At 38.8% G+C, this 12,675-nt stretch carries 10 protein-coding genes and 1 CRISPR repeat array; of the genes, 3 read left to right on the top strand and 7 right to left on the bottom strand.

The genetic code is table 11. The features are described 5' to 3' along the window. Positions 1 to 94 precede the first annotated feature (94 nt). Entirely contained in the window at positions 95 to 2,224 is a 2,130-nt protein-coding gene (locus GTQ43_RS29515) for a tetratricopeptide repeat protein (RefSeq protein ID WP_265276191.1), read from the bottom strand. A gap of 190 nt (positions 2,225 to 2,414) precedes the next feature. Between GTQ43_RS29515 and GTQ43_RS29510 the strand changes: the two genes are divergently transcribed. Continuing rightward, positions 2,415 to 3,116, top strand: coding sequence for a rhomboid family intramembrane serine protease (locus GTQ43_RS29510; RefSeq protein ID WP_265276190.1), 702 nt, complete (start codon positions 2,415 to 2,417; stop codon positions 3,114 to 3,116). Positions 3,117 to 3,320: 204 nt separating this feature from the next. On the opposite strand, the gene radC is transcribed toward GTQ43_RS29510, so the two are convergent. Further along, a complete protein-coding gene (radC, locus tag GTQ43_RS29505; protein WP_265276189.1) occupies positions 3,321 to 4,052 on the bottom strand; it encodes a RadC family protein in 732 nt (243 codons plus the stop codon). Between the two features lie 240 nt (positions 4,053 to 4,292). After that, a CRISPR array of direct repeats spans positions 4,293 to 6,551; the repeat unit is 37 nt; unit sequence GTTTCAATCCCTAATAGGGATTTTAGTTGATTGCAAT. A 418-nt stretch (positions 6,552 to 6,969) separates the two neighbouring features. Then, positions 6,970 to 7,737, bottom strand: coding sequence for a circadian clock KaiB family protein (locus GTQ43_RS29500; protein WP_265276188.1), 768 nt, complete (start codon positions 7,735 to 7,737; stop codon positions 6,970 to 6,972). A gap of 283 nt (positions 7,738 to 8,020) precedes the next feature. Here GTQ43_RS29500 and GTQ43_RS29495 point away from each other — a divergent pair, with 283 nt between their 5' ends. After that, entirely contained in the window at positions 8,021 to 9,169 is a 1,149-nt protein-coding gene (locus tag GTQ43_RS29495; protein WP_265276187.1) for an alanine--glyoxylate aminotransferase family protein, read from the top strand. Between the two features lie 60 nt (positions 9,170 to 9,229). Here GTQ43_RS29495 and GTQ43_RS29490 read toward each other — a convergent pair whose 3' ends face one another. The 3 genes from GTQ43_RS29490 to GTQ43_RS29480 all read right to left on the bottom strand — a co-directional run bounded on the left by GTQ43_RS29490 (position 9,230) and on the right by GTQ43_RS29480 (position 10,669). Continuing rightward, complete coding sequence (locus tag GTQ43_RS29490; protein WP_265276186.1) at positions 9,230 to 9,634, bottom strand: response regulator; 405 nt, start codon at positions 9,632 to 9,634, stop codon at positions 9,230 to 9,232. Positions 9,635 to 9,708: 74 nt separating this feature from the next. Continuing rightward, positions 9,709 to 10,023 (bottom strand): DUF4282 domain-containing protein, encoded by a 315-nt coding sequence (locus tag GTQ43_RS29485; RefSeq protein ID WP_265276185.1) that lies wholly within the window; start codon positions 10,021 to 10,023, stop codon positions 9,709 to 9,711. A 457-nt stretch (positions 10,024 to 10,480) separates the two neighbouring features. Then, a complete protein-coding gene (locus GTQ43_RS29480) occupies positions 10,481 to 10,669 on the bottom strand; it encodes a hypothetical protein (RefSeq protein ID WP_265276184.1) in 189 nt (62 codons plus the stop codon). Between the two features lie 571 nt (positions 10,670 to 11,240). Here GTQ43_RS29480 and GTQ43_RS29475 point away from each other — a divergent pair. Next, on the top strand, positions 11,241 to 12,002 hold the full coding sequence (locus GTQ43_RS29475) for a hypothetical protein (protein WP_265276183.1): 762 nt from the start codon (positions 11,241 to 11,243) through the stop codon (positions 12,000 to 12,002). Between the two features lie 97 nt (positions 12,003 to 12,099). Here GTQ43_RS29475 and GTQ43_RS29470 read toward each other — a convergent pair whose 3' ends face one another. Then, positions 12,100 to 12,594: a GUN4 domain-containing protein gene (locus tag GTQ43_RS29470; RefSeq protein WP_265276576.1), complete on the bottom strand. Its 495-nt coding sequence runs from the start codon at positions 12,592 to 12,594 to the stop codon at positions 12,100 to 12,102. Between the last annotated feature and the right edge of the window lie 81 nt (positions 12,595 to 12,675).

Here is a 12,675-nt window from a genome sequence, read left to right as displayed (position 1 = left end):
AATAATGAAAGTAGTTAAAGTTAGTTATTGATGTGAGGTAGAATTATTTCAAAATTAAATACTAATCCTATAGCTGGATTTCCGCCGTGCTGTATTATTGTGTCCCCTGTGGTGGATTGGTGGGATTGGGAACTGGAATAATTGGCACAATTATCGGCTTGGGTTTCTGGGATTGCAGTTGGGCTTGGGCTTGATTGCGCGCGTCTATTGCTTGTTGGTAATTAGGCTTGTATTTTATAGCCCGATCGTAAGATGCGATCGCATCCTGATACCGTTTCAAATTTAGTAGAGCGTTGCCTCTGCTATACCAGCTTTCCGAATGGTCTGGTTTATAACGAACTGCCCTATTGTAAGATGCGATCGCATCTTCGTATTTTTGCAAGATATATTGTGAATTTCCCAGATTATACCATAGTTGATAATCTCTTTGCTTAAGTGTTGCGGCTTTATTATAAGCTTTTATTGCTTCTTCATAGCGTTGGCTTTGATGCAGCGACCATCCAAGATTATACCATGCTTGATAGTTACTAGGATTGTATCTAATTACTTGATTAAAAGATTCAATTGCTTCTGGATAGCGTTGTAAATTGAGCAGTACATTACCTCTCGAAAACCAGGCTTGATAATAGTTTGATTTGTATTGCACCGCTTTATCATAAGCTGTAAATGCATCTTGATAGTGTCGCACATTGACTTGTGCATTTCCCAAATTATACCAAGCTTGCTCATAGTCTGGTTTTAAATCAACGACTTTTTGATAGGCTGCGATCGCTTCTTCATATCGATTAGAATTCTGAAAAGCTAATCCTTTTTTGTACCAAGCTTCGTAATTATCTGGTTTGAGTTCAATCGCTTTTTCATAAGATTTAATGGCATCGTCATATTGGTTTAAATTACTTAAAGCTTCACCCTTAGCATTCCAGACTTCCGAATTTTGATTATTTAATTGTAAGGCTTTATCAAAAGAAGCGATCGCTTCTTGATATCGCTGGAGATTTGCTAATACAAAACCTCGTCCACTCCAAGCTTCAAAATAATCTGGCTGAATTTGAATCGCTTTATCATAGGCAGCTAATGCTTCTTTATATTGTTTTAATTTATCGAGTGTTTTACCTTGACCATTCCATCCTTGAGCATAATCTGGTCTAATATCAACGGCTTTTTCATATACTTCTAATGCGTCTTGATAGCGTTGCAAATCAAAAAGTGTATTTCCTTGCTTGGATAATTCTATAGCGTTATTTGAATTAATGTGATTCCAAATAAAGATTGATGCTATTCCACCGACACCAGTTAAAAATATTGCCATAAAAATTTTAACTAAAATACCTTTTTTTGGTTGAGATTTGATTATATTCTTTGGTGGATAATGAGGAGTTAAGGCTATTGTTTCGGCAGGTGGTTTTGTTAACTCTTTCAGTGCTTGTAATGCTACCGTTGCTGAAGAATAGCGTTGTCGAAAGTCGTAGCACACCATTTTATCTAAGAATTGAGCGAATTCTGGCGTTACCGTAGCTTGATTGTGCCAGATAATTTCATTAGTATCAGCATCTTTGATTATTTCCTCTGGGGATAATCCAGTGATAGCTTGAATAGCAATTATTCCCACAGCATAGATATCACTGCTTAATTTTGGCGTACCATGAGCTTGTTCTCCAGGAATATACCCAGGCGTACCGATAGCAACAGTACCTTTAATTGAACCTTCGGGAGTAATCACTTGGGTAGTAATTTGTTTAACTGCACCAAAATCAATTAAGATTAACTTGCCATCAGAGTTACGTCTGAGAATATTTCGAGGATTGACATCACGGTGAATTACATTCTGTTGATGGACAAATTCTAAAATGGTCAAAAGTTCTTCTAAAAGTGAAATTACTTGCTCTTGACTGAGGGTTTTACCTGGGATTAATTCTTGACTCAAGTCGTGGCCTTCGATCAATTCCTGTACGAGATAGAATTCGGCATTTTCCTCAAAGTAAGCTAAAAGTTGGGGAATGCGATCGTGAGTTCCTAATTTATATAGAACTTGTGCTTCTGTATCAAATAAACGCCTAGCTGTCTCTAAAGTTACCGGATCGTTTGCTTGGAGTTTGAGTTTCTTAACGACACATTGAGGTGAACCGGGTAATTGAGTATCATAAGCCACAAAAGTTTCACCAAAACCACCACCTCCCAAGTTACTAGTAATTTGGTATCTTCCTACAAGTGTGTTTCCCAGCATCTCGTTTGCCTAGTTAAATGCGATGCGATCTGATTTCAATCTTGCCACAAGTTAACGGAAACTGAAGGAGTAGGGAGTAAGGAGTAGGAACTATTGAGTACGAAACACATAGAAACCCGCTTATATCAAGACTTGTTTAGTGTTTCTTAATTACGAATTATGAATTACGAATTACGAATTACAAATTAGTATGATTCCTATTAGTGATAATATCCGTTTTCGGAGTAAGCCGATTATTAATTACTGGTTGATTGGCGTTAATATTGCCGTATTTTTATGGGAACTTCAACTAGAATTTAGTGATGCATTAGGTTATTTTGTCAATAGTTGGGGTGTGATTCCAGCGCAGATTAGTGGGGCAATTACAAATGCTATTTTGTTTAACAACTCTGCGGCTTGGATAATTGTTATTTGGCGAGCATTTTCACTAATTTTTGCGATATTTCTCCACGGCAGTTTTAGTCAAATATTGGGAAATCTACTATTTTTGTGGGTTTTTGGTAAAACTGTAGAAAATATTCTAGGACATGGACGCTATTTAGGATTTTATCTGACGGCTGGCATTTTAACAGGGGTGGTACAAATTCTGGCTGAACCGAGTTTGACAGTACCATTGATTGGGGCAAATGGTGCGATCGCAGCTATTTTAGGAGCATATATTATAAAGTTTCCTAAAGCTAAAATTGATACCATTTTGCCGCTAATAATCTTGTATATCCCTATCGAACTTCCAGCCTTTTTTTATATATTTTGGTGGTTTGTGCAACAGTTATTTTATGGCATCGGCAGTCTAAATATCCCCCCCGTTGGCGTAAATCAATCGGGTGTTGTCTTCTGGGGACAAGCTGTAGGATTATTAATAGGCGCGGCTTTCATGCGATTTAAAAGATAATTTGCACATTTGTGTGTACACCTAGTACCGCAGGGCGGAATTAAAAATTAAAAATTAAAAATTAAAAATTAAAAACGAATACAGCATGAGGGTTTCATTGATTTGGAATGGGTGGTTTATTTCCGCCGCACTGTACTAGACTGTTGGCTCTGTGCCTTTTAGGAGTTAAAAAGTCATACAAAATATATGTCATTGCGAATTATTTTAATCCTCTTGCGGATGTTCATCCCACAAGGTTGTTATTTCCCGTAAACTCTGATGATTGCCATTACCCAAAATTAAATGATCTAGTACTGGAATCCCTAAAAGCTGCGCCCCTGCTAACAACTGGCGCGTTAATTCTATATCTTCCTGACTCGGTTCAAGGTTCCCAGAAGGATGGTTGTGGGCAACTATTACCCGCGTTGCGCCTTGACGAATAACTTCCCGAAAAATATCACGGGGAGAAGCTAAGGTTTCGGTTGCTGTGCCAATAGTAATTACTTGCGTACCAAGTAAGCGATTCTTAACATCTAATAGCACAACTGCAAAACGTTCTTGTGTCTGCCACATCAAATCTTGACTGAGGGTAGCAGCAGCAGCAAGTGGGCTATCAATTAATGTTCCGTCATTGGGTCGAGATTGAAAGGCGCGTTTACCCAATTCAATTGCTGCTAAAATACTTGTCGCCTTCGCCGGGCCAACACCAGAAATTTGCATCAATTCTGCGGGGCTAACTTCTCGCAAAACTGCCAAAGGATCGCGTTGATGTTTGCCTAATTCGCTTAAAATAAATTGTCCCAAACCCACAGCAGACAGTTTCCCTGGCCCTTGACCAGTGCCTAGAAGAATTGCGATTAACTCGGCTGTAGCTAAAATTTTGGCACCATGCGTCATTAATCGTTCACGCGGACGCTCATTTGTAGGTAGATCGGCAATTCTGAGGCAATAGGTCATAAACTAAGAAAATCGTCATCATACATCTAACTATCCTTAGTTATCCCTCGTTTGCTGTCAAAATCACCTTTATTTGAGAAAATCTTTAACCTTGGTAAGTTTATATGGGTAATTTCATTGACAATTTTCACAGAGAATACTAAAAATAATGTCAATAACTCAGGGCTAAAGCCGCTGAGTTTCCCGCATCCTGCGAGGTTTTATGAAAAAACTGTAATTGACTTTGATTTGCGTGCGATTGTTTCAATCCCTAATAGGGATTTTAGTTGATTGCAATGTCCGATCGCAAGGATTACCCGAAGAAAGAAACTTTCACTGACTGTTTCAATCCCTAATAGGGATTTTAGTTGATTGCAATGCAACTATCCCCTTTGCCTAATCTTCTTCGTGTGTTTCAATCCCTAATAGGGATTTTAGTTGATTGCAATTCTTGCGGCTGTTATCGGAATTCTCTGTTTGCGGTGGTTTCAATCCCTAATAGGGATTTTAGTTGATTGCAATGAGAAGCCAGAGCCTTTTACCAGTGAAGAAAGAGGTTTCAATCCCTAATAGGGATTTTAGTTGATTGCAATCTCATTACTAGGTTTGGAGGTTGGTCTAGGTAAGTTTCAATCCCTAATAGGGATTTTAGTTGATTGCAATGCGCGATCGCATCTAAGATTACCAAGGATGAATTCAATGTTTCAATCCCTAATAGGGATTTTAGTTGATTGCAATCCTAAGATTGCAGATGTGGTAGTCACTTGTGGCAGTTTCAATCCCTAATAGGGATTTTAGTTGATTGCAATTTGGAGCGATCGCCACAGTTAATCCACAAATTTTGTTTCAATCCCTAATAGGGATTTTAGTTGATTGCAATTCCCCAAGGTGCTGGTTCGCGTGCTGCTACTCAGTTTCAATCCCTAATAGGGATTTTAGTTGATTGCAATTCGACCCGACAATCCAGAGGTTAATTAATGCTGGTTTCAATCCCTAATAGGGATTTTAGTTGATTGCAATTGGCTAAACATGGATTGGTAATATGCAAGATACTAGGTTTCAATCCCTAATAGGGATTTTAGTTGATTGCAATCTTGAAGCCCAAATCAAGGAATGGGCTAGCGGCGTTTCAATCCCTAATAGGGATTTTAGTTGATTGCAATAAAATCTTATTGGCACAAAGAATGGCGATTGTCTGTTTCAATCCCTAATAGGGATTTTAGTTGATTGCAATATTTGGTTGTTTTGATAGTAATCGTAACCGTTTTGTTTCAATCCCTAATAGGGATTTTAGTTGATTGCAATTAGATATGGAATGTCAGCAGCCACGCAAAGGTTATGTTTCAATCCCTAATAGGGATTTTAGTTGATTGCAATTACATGGCTGCATATAGCAGCTTTGAAGTTTGCGGTTTCAATCCCTAATAGGGATTTTAGTTGATTGCAATTGTTTGGATAAAAGCCTACTTGAGCTTTTTGTCCAGTTTCAATCCCTAATAGGGATTTTAGTTGATTGCAATTCACCTTATCGATCGCTTGCAGGTGTTGGTGTAGCTGTTTCAATCCCTAATAGGGATTTTAGTTGATTGCAATGTGGGTGAATGATAAGTAAATAATAAGTCTGTTTGAGTTTCAATCCCTAATAGGGATTTTAGTTGATTGCAATTGTTGGCACTTCTACCCCATACCGGGAAGCAATGGTTTCAATCCCTAATAGGGATTTTAGTTGATTGCAATTTGGCGACACATCTTGTAGTAATTTGTGAATCACGTTTCAATCCCTAATAGGGATTTTAGTTGATTGCAATTATTGAAGGGCTGATTATCGAGCGCGATATGCAGTTTCAATCCCTAATAGGGATTTTAGTTGATTGCAATCTTTTGTAGCCGTTGCCCGCAGCGCACCTCTAAAGTTTCAATCCCTAATAGGGATTTTAGTTGATTGCAATTTCTCTCATTCTTACCAGCCGCAAAGCACAAGCAAGTTTCAATCCCTAATAGGGATTTTAGTTGATTGCAATTAATCAGGTTTAATCTGTCCGTGTACTTTAATATTGTTTCAATCCCTAATAGGGATTTTAGTTGATTGCAATTTCAATAATTTATTACTAATTAACTCTGCCTATGTTTCAATCCCTAATAGGGATTTTAGTTGATTGCAATTGAGAGTAAAATCTGGTTGATATTCGAGACACCTGTTTCAATCCCTAATAGGGATTTTAGTTGATTGCAATTTGCCTTTGGGAGCTAAATAGCTGTAGGGTCGCTGTTTCAATCCCTAATAGGGATTTTAGTTGATTGCAATCCTACTCCTAATCCTGATAATTGTGAATTAGTGCGTTTCAATCCCTAATAGGGATTTTAGTTGATTGCAATCTGAGTATCTTGCACTTATAGCCAATTGATAATGGTGTTTCAATCCCTAATAGGGATTTTAGTTGATTGCAATCGCGAAACAAATTCAAGCCATGATCGCACTTGAAGTTTCAATCCCTAATAGGGATTTTAGTTGATTGCAATAGCTGGCATCTGAAAGCCTTATATTATTTGATTTTCAAGGTTCAATAGCGCGGATATGAAAACTATAACATGAAAAGTGGCAATTGTGCTAGACAAAAATAGCTGAAAGCCAGTCCATATAAGGTGCGCGGATGTTTTCACAACTCTACATCCGTCAAGTTCTTGCATACAAGGCAATTCAGCCATTTTCGTAGCCACCTTTTCACCAACACCTACCTATTCGCGCACTTTGCAAAACTAGTACAGTGCGGCGGAAATAAACCACCCATTCCAAATCAATGAAACCCTCATGCTGTATTCGTTTTTAATTTTTAATTTTTAATTCCGCCCTGCGGTACTAGCCTAATTGCAAAGCGGTTCACGAGCCATAAGCTTAGTACAGACTTTCTTTAATTTCTAGTAAAAACAATTGTAAAACTTAAAATTTTTCCTTAGCAGCTAACATCTGTAAAATCTTTTCTACACGATCTAACTCTCCAACGATTCGCCGAATCGGGTGAGGCCAAACCTTGACAAGGGTAGGAGTTGCAGAAACCTGATTTAACTCTGCTTGTTCTGGATGAGTTAAAACATCAATTACTTTCAGAGTATAGGGGTGTCCGAGCGATCGCTCTAACAATTCGTGTAAATTTTGTAGAATGCGTTCGGTTGTGCTGCTATGTCCTGCAACAAACAACCGGAGAACATAGCCTTGTGTAATTACTTCCTTTTTTTGGACTATCACTGGTTGGTGGTATTTTGGCACTGGTTCAGAAAGGTCTAAACGAACAATTAAATCGTGATCCTCCCAAAGCTGCGGGAATGACGAACGATAAGTTGTCAACACCATGCGATCGCACAAACCCTCTTGCCAAGGAGCTGCTTGCCAGACTAACTCTCCTGTGCCAAAAATGGCATTAAGCAAAGCTTGATGTCTAATTACAGCCGGATAAGCTTCTGCAAAAGTTCGCACTTGTTGAGTGCGCGGATCTAACCAGTGGTCAATAGTCGCAGTATAACAAGGTACTAAAAAGTGCGGTGGTTCTGGTAAATCTAGGATTTCTTGCAAAGCCGAGCATAAATGTAAATGCCATCGGCCTTGCTTGCTAGGGTCGATGCAGTAAATTAAATCTCCTCCTGGTGTAAATAGGGCAATGCCTTTAAACAACCGGGGTGTCGATAATTTGTCTGTTGTCAAGTTATTCATAGAGGCTAATAAATTAAAAGTAAAAAATTCTCTCTTTTACCTTTTACCTTAGCTATAACTGCAACCAGGATCAGCTAGGAAATTAGGAACGGCGTGAAGAAGGCGCTGGGTAAGTGAATAAGTATACTGTCAGGCATTTCTTTAAATCACTGTAATACTTTATGGCGCTGACATCTTCTGGCAAATGACAGATTCACTAAAATATCAGTGATGCGATCGCCTCTGGCGTTGGCGAAGCCATCGCTCTATGATTCGGTAAGTATGGTCTAGGCGAAGACAGATTATGACGCAAACAATTTCAATCAACGACTCTGGGCGCTTGCAACTCACACCGTTAGAAATCCCATCCCGTCTACTTTTAGGGCCAGGGCCCTCAAATGCCCATCCCACAGTTCTCCAAGCGATGAATACCTCACCAGTTGGGCATCTTGACCCTGCTTTTCTCGCCCTCATGGATGAAATTCAGTCGTTGCTACGCTACGTATGGCAGACAGAAAACTCACTTACCATTGCAGTTAGTGGTACGGGAACAGCCGCAATGGAAGCAACCATCGCCAATGCTGTTGAACCTGGTGATATAGTTTTGATTGGTGTAGCTGGCTATTTTGGTAATCGTCTCGTAGATATGGCTGGACGTTATAGTGCTGATGTGCGAACCATTACCAAACCTTGGGGACAAGTCTTTAACCTTGATGAACTCAAAACTGCCCTAGAAACTCATCGTCCCGCTATTTTAGCTCTAGTTCATGCCGAAACTTCCACTGGCGCAAGGCAACCTTTAGAAGGAGTTGCTGATTTGTGTCGTGAATTTGGCACTTTGCTGCTGGTGGATACTGTAACAAGTTTGGGTGGTGTCCCCATATTTTTGGATGCTTGGGGAGTTGACTTAGCCTATAGTTGTAGCCAAAAAGGGTTGGGTTGTCCGCCTGGTGCTTCGCCTTTTACTATGAGTGCGCGCGCAGTTGAGAAATTGCAACAGCGCCAAACAAAGGTGGCAAACTGGTATTTGGATATGTTGTTACTGGGTAAATATTGGGGTGCTGAACGCATATATCACCACACAGCACCGATTAATTTATATTATGCATTGCGGGAAGCATTACGTTTGCTGGCAGAAGAGGGATTAGCGAACTCGTGGCAGCGACATCAGAAGAATGTAGAATATCTCTGGCAAGGGTTGGAGAATTTAGGACTGAGTATGCATGTTGAACAAGAATATAGACTACCAACCCTTACCACTGTCCGCATTCCAACAGGAGTAGATGGGAAAGCGATCGCACGACAGTTACTCAATGAATATAATATTGAAATTGGCGGTGGTCTTGGCGAACTAGCGGGTAAAGTTTGGCGCGTAGGTTTAATGGGCTTTAATAGTCGAAAGGAAAGTGTTGACCAACTTTTAGCAGCATTACGGCAAGTTCTACCTAAGTAGTCTCTCAGTTAAAATAGTGCGTTAATAGTAGCTTAACGCACTTATCAGCTACTACAATCATTACCAATGACAAGAAGCAACCAAGCTAGCTACTATCTCAACTAATTCTTCTGGATCAACGGGTTTAGATACATGAGTGTCAAAGCCACCTTCCAAGGCACGGATACGAGCCTCACTATCAGCATAAGCTGTTAAAGCAATAGCTGGGACTCGTCCACAATTATTTGGTTTGAGCGCACGAAATTTGCGGATGAAAGTGTAGCCATCCTCGCCAGGCAACCCAATATCAGAAATTAAAACATCGGGCTGGAATTCAGATAATACTTCGCGTGCCGCATCTGCGGATATTACTGGTATAACTTTTGCTCCATCCATTTCCAACACAGTCGTGATGAAAAAGCGAGTATCGTTATCATCTTCAATTACCAGAATATCTAAACCAGCAAGAGTTCCAGAAGGTTCCATAAAGAACATTTTATCGTAAGTTAAAGGGTTTAAATCCTCCTTTTGAAAAGCCCTTTATATTAACCTTTCAGGGATTACCTGACCTCGTATTCTCGTTTGGCATTCTCAGCTAACTGAGTAGTATTCTCAGCAGTTCTTAGTGCGGCAACAAACCCTTCTAGAATTATTCGCAGGATAATCACGTATATCAAAAAAATAATTGGAGATATTATTAAAGCCCCTAATCCCGCAAGAAAGTCGTGATTAAAACCCGCTACGACAGACCCCAGAACCAATAGAGCAGCAAAAAACATCCCCACACCATAAATAACACCGATTATTCTGATACCAATAAAGCGCGAAAAAGAAAAATCGAATAGCAGCTTGAAGAAACCTTTGGATGCTGACATTTATCTTCCTCCTGTTTTAGTTGGACTAATTGAGTATTCAAATTAAGTAGAACATCTAAACATTAATACCTAACGGCACTGTTCACTAACGATCAATCATCTCAAACCGAAGTGAAAAACCCTACTTCTTAATGTGCAATATTGTGTTAGCCCACGCAGTCCTGTTCACAACGACACACCAATCTGAAGGCATTCACATAATGAACGTCTGTTGAATCAATGGATCTAAACCCGTTTTTTTAGTACTCTTTGCGAGATGCTACCCAAGTATGAATTCAGATAATTATACAGGAGTCTTTAGTATTTTACTAAAAATAGAACAGACATTTTTTTGACTGATATTCCAGTAAGCTAATTGGCATTGTTTTGTGTCCCTGTCTCTGGTGAGAGAAAAATAAGACGCTAATCTTGAATCTTATTTAAGACCTTGGTTGGAACGCTTGTTTCATAATCGGGATCAAAAATGCTTATTTGAAATCAGGACGAAAAAACAAGGGTTTTGAGTTTCCTCTGCCGAGAGTAATAAAAGCTGTTTACGGGCGATCGCCTGTGATGGATTGTAAAGAAATATTTCTGTTTCTTGAAAGAGTGTTAGACAAATAGCAATAGTGAAACTCAGATTAAAAGCAGATTGATCGAGTTTCATAAATTTTCAAAATGCTGACATCGATATTGCTTGAAAAAATCATACACAAAGCTGAATATCTACTTTAGTCAGAGATTTTCCGCTTAATTTTATATTAGATGAATCTATAGATAATCATTTTTAACTAAATAATATGTAGTAATAATCGATTGGTCTCGGTCTAAGAGTATGTTTGAAAAGTCATGATTGATGTATCAAATATTTTTTACCCCACCCTAACCCTCCCCGATATATTGGGGAGGGAACTGAATTTTTCTTGTTTCCCCCCTTTATAAGGGGGGATTAAGGGGGGTAACAATTCGATTAAAATCACAACATACCACTTTTCAAACAACCTCTAACTCTAGCCATTAAGTTAGTAGCAATTACCTTAACCTCTCACTGATGCTGTGAGGTTGATGGTGTGGAACTTGCACAGTAGCCAGATGAAAGAATATTAGGAGTTAGTAGATTTTGGTAATCAATTTCAGTTTTGCGATAAACTGCTGATCAAGGGATTGGAGAGTGAAAAACTACACTTGCTTGTTACCTACTCAGATTAAAAAGCACACTAAAGATTAGGCATAATAACATGACTCCAAAAGATAAAAATACTACAGAACAGTATCAAAATACTACGGAAAGAAAAAGAATGAGTCTCAAAAGTCGTATTTACTTAATTGCTGGGGGTTTGACAGTCACTTTTGTCGGTGGATCAGTTATTACTGTAGTAGTTCTGCAACGGCTGGGTTTAATTTCTAACAACTCCTCAATTCCCTTATCTTCTCCAAGTAGAATTCCAGAATCCCCCGTTCCATCGACTCCCAGTACCTCTACTAATCCTTCAGCTTCTCCAACTATTTCAGAATCCCCTATTTCACCAACACCTATTATTACTAATAGTCCTTTGCCAATTACATCATCTCCAGGCGTGCTTTATACTGCAACAAAATGTATAAGTGATACTCCAGGATACGATATAAGTCAAATGTTACATAATCCAAATAATGCTCAAATTACTATAGGAAAAGAATTCGTGTCTGAGATTGCAAACATATCTTATAGCAACCAACTTACCCCTCAACCGTTGGAGTTTATTTGCAACTTGCATTCCAGTTATAAAAAACTAAATCTGGTGTTTGGGGTAAATGATGCAAATCCTCTTTCACAACCAAGCAATAAGATTCAATTAGAGATATTTTTAGATAACAAATCTGCTGAAACTCGACAAGTCACAGTAGGCGCAAAACAAACATTGGGTCTTAATGTAGAAGGGAAAAACACTGTAGCTCTTAAGGTTAGTTGTACCTCAACTTGTCCACCTCTAAGTTTTATAGATATGGGATTAGAATAGTCAGACACTTCAACTATAAAGTTCACAATAATTGGAAGTTTATTATATGCCAAAAGATACATGCAAGTTGGTAAAAAGTAATTTTTCTTTTCCAATTTTATAAATTGCACACCGAAACTCGATAGAAAAACTCGCTAAATAAATTCTCTCCTAAACCCAATGACATCAAAGATTCGTTTGACCACCACTGTATCGTTTTACCGAGCAATACTGCTTCCAACCCCCGTTGTGGAAAATGTCCTTTGGGAGCCGAAAGATTAAAGGTAATATCCTTATACTGTAACCATTTTTCATGCTTGCGCCATCCAACGCGATTCCCAAATAGACAATACAATTTATATTCATTATCGGTATTCTTTTGGTTATCCTCCCAGATTTGCTTCTGTACACTAAAGCCGAATTTTCCCTTAGAGGATGTTACCCAAAGCTTGTCAATAGTACATATATCTGTTTTTGGTAATTTTTGGATCGATTCCACATTAAGCAATTCTCCCTTTCGACAAGCTGCTTCCAATATGAGCATTTCTGTTTCATTGTCAGCTTCTTTCCACTGCTCATTGGCTAAAAAGTCGCGCAGTTTGGAGTAATTTATCCCTTGCTCACTCAGTAGAGCAACCTGATGAACATTTTCTGGAGGAGTTTGAGATGAAGTAACAGAAGGTGTTTGCCAATG

This window comes from Nostoc sp. KVJ3, assembly GCF_026127265.1.
Classification (GTDB): Bacteria; Cyanobacteriota; Cyanobacteriia; order Cyanobacteriales; family Nostocaceae; genus Nostoc.
This window is presented reverse-complemented; position numbering and strand designations above follow the sequence as displayed.